Source organism: Actinoallomurus vinaceus (assembly GCF_039542055.1).
GTDB lineage: Bacteria > Actinomycetota > Actinomycetes > Streptosporangiales > Streptosporangiaceae > Actinoallomurus > Actinoallomurus vinaceus.
In genome coordinates this window covers 1-18,310 of the sequence record NZ_BAABHK010000014.1, presented here as the reverse complement: position 1 = coordinate 18,310, position 18,310 = coordinate 1, and the positions used below count along the sequence as shown (strand labels likewise).

Below are 18,310 nucleotides of genomic sequence, written 5' to 3'. Positions count from 1 at the left end.
CGTTCAGCCCTCCAGGACGCAGACGAGGTTGTGCTGCAGGCACGGCCCGGACGACGCGTGCCCGAGCGTGCGGTGCGCCTCGCCGCGGTGGATCCACGACGCCGCCTCGCCGACGCGGATGAGGCCGGTGGCCATCACGGGGTTCGCGGCGAGCGGCCCGCCGGACGGGTTGACGCGGACGTCGTCGGCCAGGCCGATCGCCTCCCGCAGGATCAGTTCCTCGTGGCTGAACTGCGCGTGCAGCTCGGCCACCTCCACGTCCCGTACGCCCGCCTTCTCGGCCGCCAGCGCGGCCGACTCCGAACGGCTCAGGTCGCGGGCGCCGAGAGAGTGGACCTCGATCCGGTGGTCGATGCCGCGGATCCACGCCGGGTTGTCGCACAGCTCACGGGCGCGGTCCCCCGCCGCCAGCACGACCGCGGCCGCGCCGTCGGTGATCGGCGCGCAGTCGTACGGGCGCAGCGGCGCGACCTCGTAGCCCTCGTCGCCCGGGTCGGGCAGGTCGAGGGCGTACGGGTTGGCGCGCCCGGCCTCGCGGGACCGGGCGGCCACCGCGCGCAGGTCGTCCTCCTTGTGCCCCGCGTCGAGGAACGCGCGGGCCTGCAGCGCGGCGAGGGACACCTGGTCGGGGCCGAGCGGCGCCAGGTAGTACGGGTCGAGCTGGAACGTCATGATCTCGTGCAGTGAGCCCTGCGAGGACTTGCCGAACCCGTACACCAGCGCGGTGTCGACGTCGCCGTGCTGCAGGCGGACCCACGCCTCGTACAGCGCCCACGCGCCGTCCATCTCGACGTGGCTCTCCGAGATCGGCGGCCAGGCCCCGACCGTGTCCAGCGCGGACACGAACGAGAACGGCGCCCCGGCGAGGTAGTCCAGCGAGCCGGAGCAGGTGAATCCGAAGCGGTTCAGCCCGGTGGTCTGCTTGATCTCGGTGATGACCGGGGCGAGCAGCTCGACCTCGGTCAGCCCGGCGTCCTCACCCGTGTGCTTCGTCTGCGCGAATCCGACGACCGCGACATCCGTCCTCATAGGTAGTCCTTGATCGAGTCGAAGGGCACGTCGGGCTCGCCGGTCGGCTCGAACCACTTGATGTTCTCCATGGTCCGGCCCCACTCCTCGCGCGGCTTCCACGCGGCCTTGACGCGCATGCCCATCCGCACCTGGTCGGCGGGAATGCCGGCCACCAGCGCGAGCAGGGAGATGTCGGAGCCGTCCAGGAGGATGTACGCCGACACGAACGGCACCTCAGGGGCGCGCGGGTCCGGAATGTTGTTCACCGCGAACGTCGTGACCGTGCCGGTGTCGGGGAGCTCCACCTCCTCGGTGGTGGGCACGCCGTCGACCGGGCACAGCCCCCTCATCGGGACGTACACCTTGCCGCACACGTCGCACCGGTGGCCGAGGAACCGGCCCTCGGAGATACCGGTGAGGAACCTCGTCAGCGCCCGGCCCGCGTTCAGGCGGTACTCCGCGCGGCTCGGCGCCGTGATCATCGTGACGTCGGGCCGGAAGGACTCGATGTCCTTGATCGAGCCGGTCCGCTCGGCCCGCCACTTCGGCCGGACGCGCATCCCCGTACGAAGGGACTTCGGCGGGTCGGCGCCCGGCTCGAACACGCCCACGTCGAGGGCGTGGAGGATGGCGGTGTCGGCGCCGTCAGGCTGGACCAGCGCCCAGGCGAACGGCCGGTCCAGGGGGTGGACGGCGCGCGGGCGCGACACCCACGACCAGGACGTCACCGTGCCGCCAGGGCCGACCTCGACGTACTCGTCCGTGACCGCCTCGCCGTCGGCGTCGTACTCGGCGGGCGGGAACAGCACCCCGCCGGACGCCGTACGGACCCCGACGAGGCGGCCGTCGCGCAGTTCGGTGAGGAAGCGGCCGATCACCGGGCCCACCGACCGGGTGTAGCCGCCGGGGAACTCCAGGGCGTGGTCGGCGACCAGCGGCTCCGGACCCTCCATCGCGTTAGATGGCACTCTCGCGGTCCTTCCAGTACGGGTCCCGCAGCTTGCGCTTGAGGAGCTTGCCGTTGGGCTCGCGGGGCATCTGCTCGATGAAGTCGAACGACTTCGGCCACTTCATCCGCGCCAGCCGGCCGTCGAGGGACGCAAGGATCTCCTCGGCCAGCTCCGGGCCGGGCGGCACGCCCTCGGCGGGCTCGACGACGGCCTTGATCTGCTCGCCCCACTCGTCGTCCGGGATGCCGAAGACGGCGACGTCGGCGACCTTGGGGTGGATGAGGATCTCGTTCTCGATCTCGGCCGGGTAGATGTTCGCGCCGCCGGAGATGATCATGTCGGCCTTGCGGTCGGACAGGAACAGGAAGCCGTCCTCGGTCAGGTAGCCGATGTCGCCGACGGTGAAGTAGTCCTCGAGCTGATTGGCCTTCGTCTTCTCCGGGTCGCCCTTGTACTCGAAGGAGACGCCCGCCATCTTCATGTAGATCGTGCCGGGCGTGCCCCGCGGCACCTCGTTGCCGTCGTCGTCGACGATCAGCAGCTCGCTGATCGGCCAGGCCTTGCCGACCGTTCCCGGGTGCTCACGCCAGTCCTGGGGGCTCGCGATCGTCCCGCCGCCCTCGGTGGCCGCGTAGTACTCCCAGATGCAGTCGCCCCACCAGTCGAGCATCGCCTGCTTCAGCGGCACCGGGCAGGGCGCGGCGGCATGGATCGCCCACCGCATCGACGAGACGTCGTAGCGCTTGCGCACGTCCTCCGGCAGGGAGATCAGGCGCTTGAAGTGGGTCGGCACCATGTGCGTGTTCGTGACGCGGTACCGCTCGATGAGGCGCAGCGCCTCCTCGGCGTCCCACCGGTCCATGTAGACGAGCGTGTGGCCCATGTTCAGCGCCGACCCACCGAACTGGGTGACCGCCGTGTGGTAGTTCGGCGAGGTCACCAGGTGGGCGTTGGGCGGGCCGGGCGTGAAGCCGAAGAACGACAGCAGGAAGGTCAGCAGCTCCGCGCTGTCGTCGGGGTCGATCCCGGCCAGCCGGCGTCGTACGCCCTTCGGCCGTCCCGTGGTCCCCGACGTGTAGTGCATGGTCGCGCCGTTGGTGCGGTTCTCCGGGAGCGTGTCCGGCTGCCCGGCAACCAGCTCGTCGAAGCCCCGGAAGCCCGGCACCTCTCCGAATGCGAACCGCCGCCGTGGGCCGAGCCCCGCCTCGTCCGCCCCCCGCGCGCCTTCGGCCGCGTACCGCTCGTGCACGAAGAAGGCCTTCGCCTCGCTATCGGCGACGATGTAGCCGATCTCCGGGCCGGTCAGATGCCAGTTGATCGGCGTGTAGTACCAGCCCGCCTGCAGGGCGGCGAGGTAGAGGATCAGGCCGTCGACGCCGTTGGGGACCAGGCCGCAGATGCCGTCGCCCGGCTGCAGCCCGAGGTCGCGCAGGCCATGGACGACGCGGTTGCAGCGGGCGAGCAGATCCTCGGCGCGATACTCGGTCCCGTCCGGATCCACGCACGCGATCCAATCCGGATCATTCCGCGCCAGCCGCCAAAAGCCCAACGAGCCCATCGGTTCTCCCTGTACGTCTCGGCACCGGTCGTACGGAGGTGTCCCGCACGCAGTAGATCACGTTCTCGTTTTGGTGGGCAAGACCTGTTGAGATGCGACGAGCGTCACTAGAATCCGTTCTTGTTTTGGTGTCGCGTGACGTCGTACGCGACCGCGAGCAGGGAGGACGGCAATGGCGGAACGACTGCCCATCAGCACCCCGCACTGCACGGTCGAGCGCGACGGCCACGTCGTGACCGTGACCATGAACCGACCCGAGGCCCGCAACGCCCTCAGCACCGACATGCTCATCGGCATGGCGGACGCGTGGGCCTACGTCTCCGATACCCCGGACGTCCGGGTCGCGATCCTCACCGGCGCCGACGGCCAGTTCTGCGCCGGCGCGGACCTGAAGGCCATGGGCCGGCCGTCGGAGGACGAGCGGGTACGGCAGCGCGCCACCGAGATCGAGAACTTCCACTGGAAGGGCCTGCTGCGCGACTCCCAGCCGAAGAAGCCGCTGATCAGCGCGATCGAGGGGTACGCCGTGGCCGGCGGCACCGAACTGCTCGTCGGCACCGACATCCGCGTCGTCGCCGAGGGCGCGACGCTGGGGCTGTACGAGGCGAAGCGCGGCCTGTTCCCGATGGGCGGCAGCGCCATCCGCCTCCCCCGCCAGATCCCGTACGCCTTCGCGATGGACATCCTGCTCACCGGCCGGTCCGTCAGTCCGGAAGAGGCGCTGCGAATGGGCCTGATCAACCGGATCGTCCCGGACGGACAGGCGTTGAAGACCGCCCGCGAGATCGCCGACGAGATCGCCTCCTGCGGCCCGCTCGCCGTCCAGGCGATCCTGGAGACGTACCGCAAGGCCCAGAGCCTGGCGGAGGACGAGGCCCTGACGGTCTCCGATGAGCTCGGCTGGCCGGTGATCGGCTCGAACGATGCGAAGGAAGGCGCCCGGGCGTTCAAGGAGAAGCGACCCGCCGTCTTCAAGGGCGAGTAGTCGTGAGCTCAACGGGCGAGAGGTCCGGGGCGACGACGCTCCCGCGACCGAGACGGAACCGTCCGATGCGCACTCCCGTCACATCCTGCGACTGATACGACGTATCACCACAGATGGGATGGCGATGGGCGGCTTCAACCGCAATGTGGGGACGGCCGCCGTGGCGGTGGCCATGGCCGTCGTGGCGGCCGGCTGCAACGACGAGGTCGGCGGTGGCGCGCCACCCGGGGCGAAGACCGCCCGGGCCGCCGGCCTCGCCGTGGCGCCGGCGGACGGCGCCGCCCTCCGCACCCACTACATGTCATGGCCCGGCAAGTCGCTCAAGGTCGACCTCATGGCCCTCGACCGCGTCATGCCGGCCCGCGTCGTCGCCCGGTTCCGCGTGACCGCGGGGCCGGGATCGGGAGTCAGGCCGACCGCGTGGGCCGCGCCGACGCATTCCGGGGACCACGCGCCGAGCGGGGCCCTCCTGCTCGACCTGGATCACGCGACCGAGCATCCGGTGCTCCGCACGCAGGCCGGCGGCTGCCTGTGCACCGAGTTGACCGACGTCCAGGCCGGACGGTCCGTCGACGTGGACGCCGCCTTCGACGTCCCTCCGGGCGGCGGCACCACGATGACGGTGGTGTTCCCCAACACGCCGCCCTTCCTCCGCGTCCCCGTCACCGCGCACGCCCCGTACCTGCTCCACCAGCGGCAGGGCGGCACCGCCCTGAACCCGGTGTCGACACCCACCGCCGCCCCGGAGACGTACCCGCTCATCAACACGGTCCGGCGCGGCGACGAGACGGACGCGACCGGCGGTGGCAAGACGAGCGTCCGCCTGTCCGCCGACGTCCTGTTCGCGACGAACAAGGCGACGCTGGCCCCGAAGGCGCGGACGCTGCTCAAGCAGGTCGCCTCCAAGGTCGAGACGTCGCCGGGCAAGACCGTCGCGGTCGACGGCTACGCCGACAACACCGGAACCACCGCCGTCAACGTTCCGCTCTCGCAGAAGCGCGCGGAGAACGTCCGGGCCGCACTGCGCAAGCTCGTGAAACGCCAGAGCATCCAGTACTCGGCCGCCGGCCACGGATCGGCCGATCCGATCGCGGACAACGGCAAGGCCGAGGGCCGCGCTCTGAACCGCAGGGTGAGCGTCACCTTCGCCGCGCAGGCAGAGGCACGACAGGACAACCGGCCGGTGCCCACCGCGAGCGCCGACCCGGCCGGGCAATCCGACCCGCGACCGGTCGCCCTGGTGCACGCGGCCAAGTCACCGATCCCGCTGCTGCCGTGGCCGAAGTCGATGACCTTCGCCGTCACCGGCCTCATCCGCGAGCCGAACGGCTTCGCGGTGCTCACGTGGACGCTCCACAACGTCAACAAGCACCCGATCCCGACCGCGTTCGCCACGAACCTGGCCGACATCTTCCGCAACCCCGGACCGGGCCGGATCACACTGAACGCCGGCCCGTACGAGTACAAGAACGTCACGGACAGCAGGCAACAGGCGATCTTCCCCGGCTACTCGCTCCGCCAGGGCAGCTTCACCGTACGCGGCCAGGGCAGTCTCATCGGCTGGAACCTCTTCCGGCTCCCGCTGGGGTGGCGATCCGCGACCGTGAGCGTCCCCGGCTTCCCGACGCTGAACAACGTCCCGGTGCAACAGGCTCCGTAGACCACCGGCGCCCACCCCGTGGTGGGCGCCACGGGAATCACCGCTCATTCGCCGAAAGCAGGTCATCCCGACTAAGCTCCCGACCGTCTGGACGGTCGGGAGTAGTCAGGGAGCGGGACGATGCGGGATCGGATTCTGGACGCCGTCGAGCGGATCCTCGTATCCGGCGGGGCAGACGCGGTACGGCTCGACGCCGTCGCGGCCGAGGCCGGAGTGAGCAAGGGTGGCCTGCTGCATCACTTCAGGTCCAAGCAGGCGTTGATCGAGGGGGTCCTCGAACGCCTGATGGCTCGGTTCGAGGCCGAGCTGCCGCCGGCCGGGTCGCCGCCCGGCGCCTTCACCCGCGCCTGGCTGGACGCCAGCATCCCCGACACCGACGCCCCCGCACAGAGCGACGCCGACCGGGTGTCGGTGGCGCTGCTGGCCGGACTGTCCGGAGGACCGGAGGTGCTGGCCGCGCTACGGCGGTACTACGAGACCTGGCAGCACCGGCTCGCCGACGACGGACTCGACCCGGCCACGGCCACCCTCGTCCGCCTCGCCGTCGACGGCTGGTGGATGGCGCGGCTGCTGAACCTCGCACCGCCCGCGGACGACCTCCACCGCCAGGTACGGGCCCGGCTGACGGCGATGATCGAGGAGGGCGCGTGATGCCCTACCTGCTGCTGGGGATCGCGATCATCGCGGAGGTCACCGCGACGCTGTCACTGCGCGCCTCCGAAGGCTTCTCCCGCCTCGGACCGTCGCTGGTCGTGGCGGCCGGCTATCTCATCTCCTTCGTCGTGCTGGCCAAGGTGCTGACCCGGCTGAACGTCGGCCCGGTGTACGCGATCTGGTCCGCGCTGGGCACAGTGGGTGCGTTCGTCGGCGGAGTGCTGCTGTTCGACGAGAGGGTCCGGCCGGCCACCGTCATCGGAGCGGCGATCGTCATCGCCGGAGTCATCGTGATGAACCTCGGCGGCGGAGCGAGCCACGGATGAACCGCCTCCTGGGCGCCACGAAGATCGCCATGCTGCTCACCGACGTGGGACTACTGCTGTACTGGGCGATCGTCTTCGCCGGCCTGATACCCGCGGAACTGGCCTACAAGGACTACACCAACCCGATCCTGAGCGACTGGAACACCTCGTTCGTCCTGCTCGACCTGGCCGCAAGCCTCACCGGCCTGGCAACCCTGTGCCGCACCCACGCCCGCCAGCCCCTCATGACCGTCTCGCTCACGTTGACCAGCACCGCCGGCCTCCAGGCGATCGCGTTCTGGGCTCTCCGCGGCGACTTCACCTTCACCTGGTGGGCACCCAACCTGTTCCTCCTGCTCTTCCCCCTGCCCGCCCTTATCTCGCTGATCTGCGGAACGGAGCTGCGGCCGACCCTCGCCCCGCAAATATCGCGTGCGGCAGGCTCCTCGCGTTCCAACAATGGGCCGATGAACATCCCTGAACGGCTGCCCGGTTCATGGATCTCCCTCGACGACGCACCAGAGCGGAAGAAGAGGCTAGAGGCCGAGTTGGCCCGAGAGATCAGAAGCGCGCAGCACCCCGTTCATGGCAGAGAAGCCGAGGCTGTAGCCCACCGGCGCTGTTGCGATGACGTGCTGTTCTGGCTGCCCGAACAGTCACAGTGGGCTCTCATACATCTCACTTGGCAGCAGGAGACCAACCCTTCGTGGCCTCGCTGCGAGATCTTCACGACCTGGGCCGAGACCGCAAGAGCAGTCTCAGACGAGCATCGCTAGTCCCAGGTTGTCAGCCGGGGAAGCCTGCGGATCTTGGCCGTCCCGGACACTGACCTGTCCGGCAGAGGAGGAAGGCGATGTTGGATCGAACCTTCGAGCTCACCCTCTATCTTCCCAGGCCGCTGCGTAGGCTGCACGAACTCGTCGAGGCGATGACCCCGCTGGGACGAGTGGACGAGTCCACAGCTGACGAGAGGCTGCGCGTCGATCTCAAAGAGGGAGACACCCTGGTCTCCGTCACGGCGAAGATCGGCGAAACGGACATCATGCCTGGCGATGATTACACCACCCTTGGCTTCCCACCCACCATGGAAATCAACGTCTCTACCGCGGTCACCACCACAGACGCCGCACGCGCACTTGCGCGCCTGGCGCTGGCACTCGCCCGGCGCTACGCAGCCGTCATCGACGCCGACGGCGTCCTTGAGGTCTCGCCCAAAGCTCATCCAGGCCGTCTGGGCCTACTGCGTTTCGAGATGATGGACGGCACCGAATTCAGATACGTCAGCGTCTTCGACGCCGACTTCCTCCAAGCGTGGATCGATGACCCCGCCTTCCACCTCATCGCCACCTGACCCGGCACCGCGCACCGCTCGTCGTCGTCGGCAGAACCTGGCTTCGCTCGCGGCTGCAATGATGGCCGGGTGAACGAGCGCTCAGGGGCAGGGAGCCCGGTCATCCTTGGTATTGACGACCTGCGCGCGCTGCCAAGAGCCACGCAGATCGCCCGTACCAGCCGGGACGGCATTCTGCTTCTTGAAGAGCATCGAAACCACGAGATCGACGAACTCTGGCTCGACCACGATTTGGGCGGCGACGACAACATCATGCCGGTCGTGGCCCTCCTGGAAGAGGCAGCTTTCGACGGCCATCCGTTCAGCATCGGCATGATCTTCGTCCATAGCGCCAATCCAAGCGGCGCGGAGACGATAGTCCGAGTGCTGAGGCGTTGGGGCTACCGAGTCCGCCGGACACCCGCTCAGAGCCCGTGAACGGCATGACAGAGTCTCCCTGCTCCCACGCCCCTCGCCTCGCGCACTGCTTGCCTGGCCGAGCCCCGTAGTCCAGGACTCTCATTGACCCCCGCGGAAACCAACTCAAAGAGGAGCACTTCCAGACATTTGCGGCGGCGACGTTCGGAGGGCTCTCCGGGCATCCCCCTACGCACGACGACCACATGAAGCACGCTCAACGACGCGACGACGTCGACGAGAAGACGCCGGCGCTTAGAAGTCGCGTGATACCAGTGGACCTTGTGTTCCCCCGGCAGCCGCAGCCCCAGCATGACTTCTCGCATGAGCTCGCGGGATTCGGTCGGCATGATCGATGCGGCGAGGATGTAGACGTCGGGGTCGAGTTTGCGGCGATTACAGAAAGTGACCGTTTAGCGGCTTTTTTCAGAGGGACAACCTGGTCGAAAGAATCCTCGGGGGCCTTCTGGAGGAGGAATCACAGATGGCCACACAGATATGGCGGCGTCGGCGGCGGCCGGCGGCGGAGGCCACCGCTCCGACGGCGGCGGTGACCGACACCCGGCGGCGACGCTGGGACACCACGCGGGTCCGGCGGTTCCAGCGGCACGACGGGCTCAGCGCGTTCGTGTGGCTCGTGGCGTGGACGATCACGCTCGTCCTGCTCTTCGGCATCGCACTGACCTGGGGCGGGGCCAACCCGCACAACAACATCGTGCACGCGGTGCTGCGGGCCGGGACCTGGCTGGCGACCCCGTTCCACGACGTGTTCCGCAACGCCGACGCCCGCAAGGAGCTGACGGAGAACTGGCTGTTCGCCGCCGGCGTCTACCTCGTCGTCGGCCGCGTCCTCGCCTGGCTCCTTCGCTGGTGACCCCCAAGACAAGCGGAACCTAACGGATCTGTGTCAGCTTCGGCCGGAATCTCTGGCTTGCGGTGATACCACGCTGTTAGCTTCCCGGCCATGACCGTCACAGATGACTTCATCAACGCACTGCCCAAGGTCGAACTTCACGTTCATCTGGTCGGTTCCGCGTCCGTGCCCACGGTGCTCGAGCTGGCCCGGCGGCACACCGGCCACCGGGTGCCGACCGACGAGGCGGCCCTGCGGGAGTTCTTCGAGTTCCGCGACTTCCCGCACTTCGCCGAGGTCTACTTCGCGGTCAATGGACTCATACGGGAGCCGGAGGACGTCGCGACGCTGGTGACCGGCGTGGCCCGGGACCTGGCGGCGCAGAACGTCCGCTATGTGGAGCTGACCGTCACCCCGTACTCGCACGTGTCGGTCGGCATGACGATGCCGGCGGTGACCGAGGCACTGGACATCGCGGCGCGGGAGGTCGCGGACCGGATCGAGGTCGCGTACGTCTTCGACATCCCCGGCGAGTTCGGCGACGACGCGGCCCGCGCCACGGCCGACCACGCGCTGAACCACCCGCCGGAGAAGCTGGTCGGATTTGGCATCGGCGGCATCGAGCAGGACCGCATCGGTCACGAGGAGGCCATCCGCGACGCGTTCCGCGCGGCGGTCGCCGCCGGGCTGCACAGCGTGCCGCACGCCGGGGAGATGACCGGGCCGGAGACGATCTGGGAGGCGATCCGGGAGCTGAAGGCGGAGCGGATCGGGCACGGGATCAGCTGTCTCGACGACCCGGAGCTCGTCGCGTACCTGCGGGAGACGCAGCTGCCGCTGGAGGTGTGCCCGACCTCGAACGTCTGCACCAAGCAGGTGCCGGACATCGCCGCGCACCCGCTCCCCCGCATGCTCTCCGAGGGCCTGTACGTGACGCTGAACAGCGACGACCCGCCGATGTTCGGCACGACGCTGACCAACGAGTACCGCGTCGCGGCGCGGGACCTGGGGCTCGGTCGCAAGGAGCTCGCCGACCTGGCCCGCAACGGCGTCCGCGCCTCCTTCCTGGGTGACGACCGCAAGCGGGCGATCCTCGCCGAGATCGACGCGGTCGAGCCGGCCTGACCCGCGACGCCTTCGAACCGGCCTTGGCCGAAACGCGGTCGGGCCAGTTTGAGTCACGACGCCTTCAAGCCGGACTGAGCCGCGACGCGGTCGGGTCGCCTGAGTCACGACGGGTTCGGTGCGCCGACCACCGGCTGCGCGGTTCGGGCAAGGGCGCCGATAATGCGGTGGGCGCTGATCCGGGGGAGTCCGCTTCCCCCGGATCAGCGCTTACTCAGATCGCGGCCAGGCTGAACCGCTGCTTGTCGGGGTCGATCGCGAGGATCTTGACCGAGACGCGGGCGCCGACGGGCCAGGACTGCTGATGCGCGAGACCGGTGAAGCCGTCGGACTCGACGAACGAGCCGAACGGCACCTGCTTGGTCACGACGCCCTCGATGATGTCACCGACCTGGTGACGGGCGAGGAAATCCTGCCAGCTCATGCATGTCACCTCCTTCCGTTACGAGTGGCTGTACGCACTTCTCGTAACGGGGGCGGGCCTCTCGCCCGCGCGGTGATCAAGCAGTGGCCGGGTGCCCGTTCTGTGTGCGGCGCATGGCCGACCCGGCAGTCATGGGCTGATCGTAACGAATGACGCCTGGATTTGAAACGGGATGATCCGGCGGCCGCCGTTACGACGACCGCCGGATGGTCAGCCTTCGGTGAGCGTGTTCAGGCGCTCCATCGTCTCGACGTACTCCTCGATGAGGTCGTAGATCACCTGGGAGGCGGTCTTGACCTGGTTCATCGAGCCGACGATCTGGCCGACGGGGAAGGTGGTCAGCTCGCCCGCGCCCGCGCGGTTGATCCGGCGGAGGGCGTCGGAGATGAGCATGAACTGCATGGGCATCGGCAGAGTGCCGGGCGACTCCGGGGACTCCCAGGCGTCGGTCCAGGCGGTCTTGAGCATCCGCGCGGGCTTGCCGGTCCAGGACCGGGAGCGCACGGTGTCGCGGGACGTTGCGGCGAGGAGTCTGTCGCGGGAGGCCTCGGGGGTGTCGGCCTCCTCGACGGTCAGCCAGATCGAGCCGGTCCACGCGCCTTCGGCGCCGAGCGCGAGCCCGGCGGCGAGTTGACGGCCCCGGCCGATGCCGCCTGCGGCGAGCACGATGGTCTCCGGGCCGACCGCGTCGACGACCTCGGGGATGAGGACCATCGTGGAGACGTCGCCGGTGTGACCGCCGGCCTCGGTGCCCTGGGCGACGATGATGTCGACGCCGACCTCGACCTGCTTGCGGGCGTGGCGGGCGTTGCTGGCCAGGCCCGCGACCTTCACACCGTGCTGATGCGCCTGTTCGACGACGTCCGCCGGGGGCGGGCCGAGCGCGTTGGCGAGGAGGGCGATGGGGTGCTTGAGCGCCACCTCGACCTGGGGGCGGGCGGTGGCGTCGGTCCAGCCGAGGAGGTAGTGGCCGGCGCCCTCCTCGGTGAGGGGGTCGACGCCGTGACGTTCCAGCAGGTCGTTGACGAACTTGCGATGACCCTCGGGGATCATGGCCTGGAGCTTGCCGAGCAGCTCACCGGCGTCGCCGAGGTCCGCGCCTTCGTACTTGGCGGGCATGACGACGTCGACTCCGTACGGCTTGCCGCCGACGTGGTCGTCGATCCAGTTGAGCTCGGTCTCGAGCTGTTCGGGCGTGAAGTAGAGCGCGCCGAGGACGCCCATGCCGCCGGCGCGGCTGACCGCGGCGACGACGTCGCGGCAGTGGCTGAAAGCGAAGATCGGATACTCGATGCCGAAGAGTTCCGTTACCCGTGTCCGCACAGTCCCGACCATAAGAGCCGATCCGCAAAACTGCAACACGTTCTAGTTCACTTTCTTCGCTCGCCCCACCGGTTCACCCCCGCCCCAGCCTGGAACCTGTAGCAGCCGTTCCTCACCGAACGGTCGAACTCGGGGTGTTGACGGCGGTATGACCGATTGTTAGCTTGCCCGCTCGGGGCTCTCACGCTGGGAGCGGCGCCCGGAGGCCAGCGCGGATGACCGATCCGTTCGGATCAGCCAAGGGAACGGCCGCCCCGCCGGCGACGGCAGGGCCGCCGGTCAGGGGACCGTGGCCGCCTGCCCTGGTGGACCGCGAACCCCTCCTCGCCCGCGCCCGCGACCACCTCACCGCCGGGGGCAGCGTCGTGCTGACCGGTCCGGCCGGGATCGGCAAGTCGACCCTGCTGGGGACGCTCGCCGCCGAGTTCACCGACCACCGGGTGCTGCGCTGCTCGCTGTCCGAGACCGAACGGCATCTGCCGTTCCTCGGCCTGATCGACCTGCTGGCCGAGACCGGCGACGACCTCCTCGAGTCGCTCCCGAAGCACCAGCGCGCCATGCTGGAGTCGGCCCTGCTGCGGGGCGACGACCCGGTCGGCGAGCGCGACGTCCTCGGCCTGCGCGTCGCCGTGCTCGCGGCCTTCCGAAACCTCTGCGCGGCCGGGCCGGTGCTGCTCGTCGTCGACGACGCGCAGTGGCTGGACGCGCCGAGCGCGGAGCTGCTCGCGTTCATCGCCCGGCGCGCCGGGAGCCTCCCCCTGCGGGCGCTCGCGGGCCTGCGCACGGGACCGGGCGATCCGCAGGACCCGCCCGGTCTGTGCCCGCCGCCCGTGGTGACGCTGCCCGTACCCCCGATGACCGTCGCGGAGGTCGGCGGGCTGCTCGGCGGCCTCGGGCTGCCGCGCGCCGTACTGGCGAAGGTGCACCGGGCCAGCGACGGCAACCCGTTCTTCGCCCTGGAGCTGGGCCGCGCCCTGGCCGACCACGGCGAGCCGCTGGACCCGGCGGCGCCGCTGCCGGTGCCCGACGGGCTGCGCACGCTGATGCTGGGACGCCTGTTCGCCCTGTCCTCCGGGGCGCGGCACACGCTGCTCATCGCCTGCGCGGCGGCGCGGCCGACGCTGGCCCTGCTGCGCGGTGCGGGCCGCCCCGAGGCCGCCGCGGACATCGCCGAGGCGCGGCACGCCGGCATCGTCGCGCCCGGCGACGTGGTCCGGTTCACGCACCCGCTGCTGTCGGCGGTGCTGTACGCGGAGTCGCCCGAGCGGGACCGGCTCGCCGCCCACGCGGCCCTCGCCGACGCGGTCACCGACCCGGTCGAACGCGCCCGCCATCTCGCGGCGGTCGCCCCCGGGCGGGACGCGCAGGTCGCCGAGACGCTGAGCGAGGCCGCCACCGCCGCCCGCCGCCGCGGGGCCCGCGCCGCCGCCGCGCGACTCGGCCTGCTGGCCGCCGAGCGCACCACCAAGCCGGAGGCCGAGCCGGAGCTGCGGCTCACCGCCGCCGAGGACGCCCTCGCCGCCGGGGAGTTCGCGATGGCGCGGGGCATCGCGGAGGACGTCCTGGCGGAGGCGTCCCTGCCGGCCGAGCGGGTGCGGGCGTGGATCGTGCTGCTGGACTCCTGCGGGCAGGCCCTCGCCGAGCTCGACGACGTGTTCCCGCGCGCGCTCGCCGACGCGCGCGACGACCCGGCGCTGCTCGCCCCGCTGCACTACCGCCTGGCCTGGCGGGCCTGGCTCGTCAAGGGCTCGGCTCGGCGCGCCCGCGAGGAGGCTGCGAGAGCCGCGCGCCTGGCGGCCGAGGCCGGCGACCGCAACACCGAGCTGCTGGCCCTGACCAGCCAGGCCCTCGCGGAGTTCCACGTCGGGTCGCCGGAGGCGGAGCGGACCATGGCGCGGGCGCTGGCCGGGCCGCAGGATCCGGCGATCAGGCTCGGCCACAACGGCCCCGTCTACCTGCGGTACCGGCATCACCTGCTGCATGACCGGCTGGAGGAGGCGCGGGGCGAACTGCGCTCGCTGACCTACGCGGTGCGCCAGCGCGGCTTGGTGGAGAGCCTGTTCATGTGCCTGTACGGGTCGGCGCAGGTGGAGATGGCGCGAGGCCGCTGCGACCGCGCCCTGGACCTGGCCTACCAGTGCCTGCGGCTGGCCGAGGACAGCGAGCTGAGCCAGGGACCGGCCTGGTGCGCGGTGGCGTTCACGGAGGCGGCGGGCGGCTCGCTCGACCGCGGCCTGGCCGCCGCCGAACGCGGCGTCGGGCACAGCGAGGACGACGGCGACCTGCTGTTCCTGCCGACGACGCTGCACGCCCTCGGGCACATCCGGCTGTTGCGCGGCGACGCGGCCGGAGCGGTCGGCGCCCTCCGCCGGGTACGCCGGTTGGAGACCGCGCAGGGCCTGGCTGAGCCCGCCCTGCGGCGCTGGCACGCCGACCTCGCCGAGGCCCTGACCGCGACCGGGGCGATCGCGGAGGCCGAGGGGCTGATCGAGGAGACCAGGCGGGACGCCGTACGGCTCGGCCGGCGGAGCGTCCTGGCCACCCTGGACCGGGCCGCCGCCGTCGTCACGGCGGCGCGGGGTGACGTCGAGGTGGCGCTCCACTGCATGGAGCGGGCCGTCGCCTCCCTCGCCGCGCTGCCCTATCCCATCGAGGAGGGCCGGGCCCGTTTGGAACTCGGCCGCCTGGCCCTGCGCGCCGGGAACGCGGCCGCCGCGCGAGAGGCGTTGCACGGCGCGCGGCGGGTGCTGCTGCGTGCCAAGGCCGCGCCGTGGCTCGCCGCGGTCACCTCGGAGCTGGACCGGCTCGACCTGGGCGCCCCGCCCGCGGCCGGGGACGGCGACCCGCTGCGAGCGCTGTCCGGCATGGAGCGCCGGGTGGCGACGCTGGTCGCCGAGGGCGCGACGAACCGGGAGATCGCGGCCCGGCTGTTCGTGAGCATCAAGACGGTCGAGGCGGCGCTGACCAGGTCGTACCGCAAGCTCGGCGTACGTTCCCGGGTCGGGCTGACCCGAATCATCGCCGTGCCGCGTCCGGAGGACCGGTCCGCGTAGGGATTTCCCTATCCCTCCGTTGAGGGGCTTTTCAGTCTTCGTTCGGATACGGACACTCTGCCCAAGGTCCTCCGACCCCGGAGAACCGAGCCCCTGTCCCTTCCGCCTGCCCGCAACGGAGCGGGCCCACCCCCCTTGGCGAAAGGATTCTCCGCCAATGTCCAAACGACGCATCGCGACGGTGTCGGCCACGGCCGTCCTCGCCGTCGCGGGCGGACTGCTGACGGCGCCCGTCGCCGGCGCCGCCCCGTCCCAGGTTCCCGCCAAATCCCCCGCCAAACCCCAACCGGCCGGGCACTCGGCGTTCACGAAGAACGACTTCACGGTGAACCCGTCCCCCAGCACCCGCAAGCAGGTGGTCGCCGACGCCCGCAAGGCCCTCGCCGCGCACAAGGGCACCGCCCACGTGAAGTCGGGTGACGCCTTCACGCCGCGCACGGTCGTGGTCGCCAAGAACGGCGCCGCCGACGTCCGGTTCGACCGGACGTTCCACGGCCTGCCGGTCTACGGCGGCGACCTCATCGTGCACCTCAAGCCCGGCGGCGCGTACCGCGGGCTGAACACGGCCACACCCGCCGCCGCCGTGTCGACGACGCCCCACGTCGCCGCCGCCACCGCGGCCCGTACCTCGCGCGGGCAGCTGGCGGGCACGGTGTCCAAGGTCGGCACGCCGCACCTCGCCGTGTGGGCCACCGGCCGGTCCTCCCAGCTGGTGTGGGAGACCGTCGTACGCGGCGTTCGCGCCGACCGTACGCCGAGCGTCCTGCACGTGCTGGTGGACGCGGTCAAGGGCAAGGTCGTCACCAAGCGGGACGAGATCGACACCCTTCTGTCGCCGGCGCAGCAGCGCGCCGCCGAAGCCCACGCGAAGGCCGCGCCGAACGGCGGCGTCTCGGCCCTCACCGCCGGCACCGGGAACTCGATCTACAGCGGCTCCGTGTCGATCGACCTCACCCAGTCCGGCAGCACGTGGACGATGAAGGACCCCTCGCACGGCAACGGGTACACCACGAACCTGAACCACGCGACGAGCGGCACCGGGACGACCTTCAGCAACTCCACCGGGACGTTCGGCAACGGCACGAACAGCGACGCGGCCTCGGCCGGTGTCGACGCGCACTACGGCGCGGCGGAGACGTTCGACTACTACAAGAACGTCCAGGGCCGTAGCGGCATCTTCGGCGACGGCGCGGGCGTGCCGTCCCGCACCCACTACGGGAGCGCCTACGTCAACGCCTTCTGGGACGGCACCCAGATGACGTACGGCGACGGCTCGGGGAACGCCCGGCCGCTCGTCGAGATCGACGTGGCCGGCCACGAGATGAGCCACGGCGTCAGCGGCGCTCTCACCGGCTGGGATGAGACCGGCGAGACCGGCGGCATGAACGAGGGCACCAGCGACATCTTCGGCACCATGGTGGAGTTCTACGCGAACAACGCCAAGGACACGCCCGACTACACGATGGGCGAGCTGATCAACATCAACGGCGACAACAAGCCGTTGCGCTACATGTACCAGCCCTCGCTCGACGGCACCTCGCCGAACTGCTACACGAGCAGCAACGGCTCGCTGGACCCGCACTACTCGCTCGGCCCACTGGCCCACTGGTTCTTCCTGCTGGCCGTCGGCAGCGGCGACCACGGGTACGGCAACAGCCCGACGTGCAACAGCTCCACGGTCACCGGCATCGGCAACGACAAGGCCGGCAAGATCTGGTACAAGGCGCTCGCGTCGTACGCCAACAGCAGCGAGAACTACGCCCAGGCCCGCACCGACTCGCTGAAGGCCGCGGCGGACCTGTACGGCACGCACTGCACCGAGTACAACACCGTGAACGCCGCCTGGGCGGCGGTCAGCGTCACCGGCTCCGACCCGGTCCCCGGCACCTGCCCCGGCCAGCCCGGCGCCCCGACGGTGACCAACCCCGGCAACCAGACCAGCACGGTCGGCACGGCGGCCAGCCTGCAGATCCAGGCCAGTGACCCGAACGGTCAGACGCTGACCTACAGCGCGACGGGCCTGCCCGCCGGGCTGTCGATCAACTCCTCGACCGGCCTGATCTCCGGCACGCCCACCACGGCCGGGAGCTCCTCAGTGACCGTGACGGCGAAGAACACCTCCAACCTGACCGGCACGACGTCGTTCACGTGGACGGTGAACCCCGTCGGCGGCGGCTGCTCCTCCTCGGGCAACAAGGTCACCAACGGTGGCTTCGAGTCCGGCACCACGCCGTGGACGACGACCTCCGGTGTCGTCTCTGCCAACGGCAGCGGTGAGACCGCCCACTCCGGCACCTACTTCGCCTGGCTGGATGGATACGGCACCACCCACACCGACAGCGCCACCCAGTCGGTGACGATCCCGTCCGGGTGCAAGGCCTCGCTCAGCTTCTACCTGCACATCGACACCAGCGAGTCCGGCAGCACCGTCTACGACAAGCTGACGGTGAAGATCGGCAGCACCACCCTGGCGACGTACAGCAACGCCAACGCCGCCTCCGGTTACGTCAACAAGACCTTCGACGTGTCGTCCTTCGCCGGGCAGACGGTGACGCTATCGTTCAGCGGCACCGAGGACTCGGCACTGCAGACCAGCTTCGTGCTCGACGACGTCGCCATCAACGCATCCTGACCGTGATCCATCGGGGCCCCGCGCGTTCTC

Annotated in this window: 16 protein-coding genes; 11 read left to right on the top strand and 5 right to left on the bottom strand. The window is 70.4% G+C overall.

Translation table 11 applies throughout. From position 1 onward, the window contains the following. Positions 1-3: 3 nt before the first annotated feature. Genes ABEA24_RS37750 through ABEA24_RS37740 form a run of 3 tightly spaced genes read right to left on the bottom strand, consistent with a single transcriptional unit; the run spans position 4 to position 3,519 of the window. Positions 4-1,029 carry a thiolase domain-containing protein gene (locus tag ABEA24_RS37750; protein WP_345437513.1) on the bottom strand — a complete coding sequence of 342 codons (1,026 nt, stop codon included), beginning with the start codon at positions 1,027-1,029 and terminating at the stop codon, positions 4-6. Beyond that, positions 1,026-1,964 (bottom strand): Zn-ribbon domain-containing OB-fold protein, encoded by a 939-nt coding sequence (locus ABEA24_RS37745; protein WP_345438091.1) that lies wholly within the window; start codon positions 1,962-1,964, stop codon positions 1,026-1,028. Before ABEA24_RS37745 ends, ABEA24_RS37750 begins: the two co-directional genes overlap by 4 nt. A 4-nt stretch (positions 1,965-1,968) precedes the next feature. Then, the gene (locus ABEA24_RS37740) at positions 1,969-3,519 is read right to left on the bottom strand and encodes an acyl-CoA synthetase (RefSeq protein WP_345437511.1); all 1,551 of its coding nucleotides are present in this window, start codon (positions 3,517-3,519) and stop codon (positions 1,969-1,971) included. A 172-nt stretch (positions 3,520-3,691) separates the two neighbouring features. On the opposite strand from ABEA24_RS37740, the gene ABEA24_RS37735 reads away from it, so the two are divergent. The 9 genes from ABEA24_RS37735 to add all read left to right on the top strand — a co-directional run bounded on the left by ABEA24_RS37735 (position 3,692) and on the right by add (position 10,848). Further along, on the top strand, positions 3,692-4,504 hold the full coding sequence (locus ABEA24_RS37735) for a crotonase/enoyl-CoA hydratase family protein (protein WP_345437509.1): 813 nt from the start codon (positions 3,692-3,694) through the stop codon (positions 4,502-4,504). A 118-nt stretch (positions 4,505-4,622) separates the two neighbouring features. Then, positions 4,623-6,164, top strand: coding sequence for an OmpA family protein (locus ABEA24_RS37730; RefSeq protein ID WP_345437507.1), 1,542 nt, complete (start codon positions 4,623-4,625; stop codon positions 6,162-6,164). Between the two features lie 120 nt (positions 6,165-6,284). After that, positions 6,285-6,815 carry a TetR/AcrR family transcriptional regulator gene (locus ABEA24_RS37725; protein WP_345437505.1) on the top strand — a complete coding sequence of 177 codons (531 nt, stop codon included), beginning with the start codon at positions 6,285-6,287 and terminating at the stop codon, positions 6,813-6,815. Next, entirely contained in the window at positions 6,815-7,144 is a 330-nt protein-coding gene (locus tag ABEA24_RS37720) for a DMT family transporter (RefSeq protein WP_345438089.1), read from the top strand. The genes ABEA24_RS37725 and ABEA24_RS37720 overlap by 1 nt, the downstream gene beginning before the upstream one ends. Continuing rightward, positions 7,141-7,899: a DUF5360 family protein gene (locus ABEA24_RS37715; protein WP_345437503.1), complete on the top strand. Its 759-nt coding sequence runs from the start codon at positions 7,141-7,143 to the stop codon at positions 7,897-7,899. Before ABEA24_RS37720 ends, ABEA24_RS37715 begins: the two co-directional genes overlap by 4 nt. 77 nt (positions 7,900-7,976) lie before the next feature. Further along, positions 7,977-8,474, top strand: a complete 498-nt coding sequence (locus ABEA24_RS37710) for a DUF6368 family protein (protein ID WP_345437501.1) — start codon at positions 7,977-7,979, stop codon at positions 8,472-8,474. A 69-nt stretch (positions 8,475-8,543) separates the two neighbouring features. Next, positions 8,544-8,891, top strand: a complete 348-nt coding sequence (locus ABEA24_RS37705; protein WP_345437499.1) for a cyclic-phosphate processing receiver domain-containing protein — start codon at positions 8,544-8,546, stop codon at positions 8,889-8,891. A 463-nt stretch (positions 8,892-9,354) separates the two neighbouring features. Beyond that, positions 9,355-9,744: a hypothetical protein gene (locus ABEA24_RS37700; RefSeq protein ID WP_345437497.1), complete on the top strand. Its 390-nt coding sequence runs from the start codon at positions 9,355-9,357 to the stop codon at positions 9,742-9,744. A 90-nt stretch (positions 9,745-9,834) separates the two neighbouring features. Further along, a complete protein-coding gene (gene add / locus ABEA24_RS37695; protein WP_345437495.1) occupies positions 9,835-10,848 on the top strand; it encodes an adenosine deaminase in 1,014 nt (337 codons plus the stop codon). 214 nt (positions 10,849-11,062) lie between these two features. On the opposite strand, the gene ABEA24_RS37690 is transcribed toward add, so the two are convergent. Both ABEA24_RS37690 and ABEA24_RS37685 read right to left on the bottom strand, forming a co-directional pair. Beyond that, complete coding sequence (locus tag ABEA24_RS37690; RefSeq protein ID WP_345437493.1) at positions 11,063-11,272, bottom strand: S1 RNA-binding domain-containing protein; 210 nt, start codon at positions 11,270-11,272, stop codon at positions 11,063-11,065. Between the two features lie 210 nt (positions 11,273-11,482). Beyond that, entirely contained in the window at positions 11,483-12,595 is a 1,113-nt protein-coding gene (locus tag ABEA24_RS37685) for an NAD(P)H-dependent flavin oxidoreductase (RefSeq protein WP_345437491.1), read from the bottom strand. A gap of 305 nt (positions 12,596-12,900) precedes the next feature. Between ABEA24_RS37685 and ABEA24_RS37680 the strand changes: the two genes are divergently transcribed. Both ABEA24_RS37680 and ABEA24_RS37675 read left to right on the top strand, forming a co-directional pair. Further along, complete coding sequence (locus tag ABEA24_RS37680) at positions 12,901-15,648, top strand: helix-turn-helix transcriptional regulator (protein WP_345437489.1); 2,748 nt, start codon at positions 12,901-12,903, stop codon at positions 15,646-15,648. A gap of 157 nt (positions 15,649-15,805) precedes the next feature. Continuing rightward, positions 15,806-18,280, top strand: a complete 2,475-nt coding sequence (locus ABEA24_RS37675; RefSeq protein WP_345437487.1) for a M4 family metallopeptidase — start codon at positions 15,806-15,808, stop codon at positions 18,278-18,280. Positions 18,281-18,310: the final 30 nt, after the last annotated feature.

What these genes read in the sequence shown, in the direction of transcription:
- ABEA24_RS37690 (WP_345437493.1), bottom strand. Translation starts at nt 11,272, where the DNA reads ATGAGCTGGCAGGATTTCCTCGCCCGTCACCAGGTCGGTGACATCATC.
- ABEA24_RS37700 (WP_345437497.1), top strand. Translation starts at nt 9,355, where the DNA reads ATGGCCACACAGATATGGCGGCGTCGGCGGCGGCCGGCGGCGGAGGCC.
- ABEA24_RS37730 (WP_345437507.1), top strand. Translation starts at nt 4,623, where the DNA reads ATGGCGATGGGCGGCTTCAACCGCAATGTGGGGACGGCCGCCGTGGCG.
- ABEA24_RS37740 (WP_345437511.1), bottom strand. Translation starts at nt 3,519, where the DNA reads ATGGGCTCGTTGGGCTTTTGGCGGCTGGCGCGGAATGATCCGGATTGG.
- ABEA24_RS37735 (WP_345437509.1), top strand. Translation starts at nt 3,692, where the DNA reads ATGGCGGAACGACTGCCCATCAGCACCCCGCACTGCACGGTCGAGCGC.
- ABEA24_RS37720 (WP_345438089.1), top strand. Translation starts at nt 6,815, where the DNA reads ATGCCCTACCTGCTGCTGGGGATCGCGATCATCGCGGAGGTCACCGCG.
- ABEA24_RS37750 (WP_345437513.1), bottom strand. Translation starts at nt 1,029, where the DNA reads ATGAGGACGGATGTCGCGGTCGTCGGATTCGCGCAGACGAAGCACACG.
- ABEA24_RS37715 (WP_345437503.1), top strand. Translation starts at nt 7,141, where the DNA reads ATGAACCGCCTCCTGGGCGCCACGAAGATCGCCATGCTGCTCACCGAC.
- ABEA24_RS37745 (WP_345438091.1), bottom strand. Translation starts at nt 1,964, where the DNA reads ATGGAGGGTCCGGAGCCGCTGGTCGCCGACCACGCCCTGGAGTTCCCC.
- ABEA24_RS37675 (WP_345437487.1), top strand. Translation starts at nt 15,806, where the DNA reads ATGTCCAAACGACGCATCGCGACGGTGTCGGCCACGGCCGTCCTCGCC.
- add (WP_345437495.1), top strand. Translation starts at nt 9,835, where the DNA reads ATGACCGTCACAGATGACTTCATCAACGCACTGCCCAAGGTCGAACTT.
- ABEA24_RS37725 (WP_345437505.1), top strand. Translation starts at nt 6,285, where the DNA reads ATGCGGGATCGGATTCTGGACGCCGTCGAGCGGATCCTCGTATCCGGC.
- ABEA24_RS37710 (WP_345437501.1), top strand. Translation starts at nt 7,977, where the DNA reads ATGTTGGATCGAACCTTCGAGCTCACCCTCTATCTTCCCAGGCCGCTG.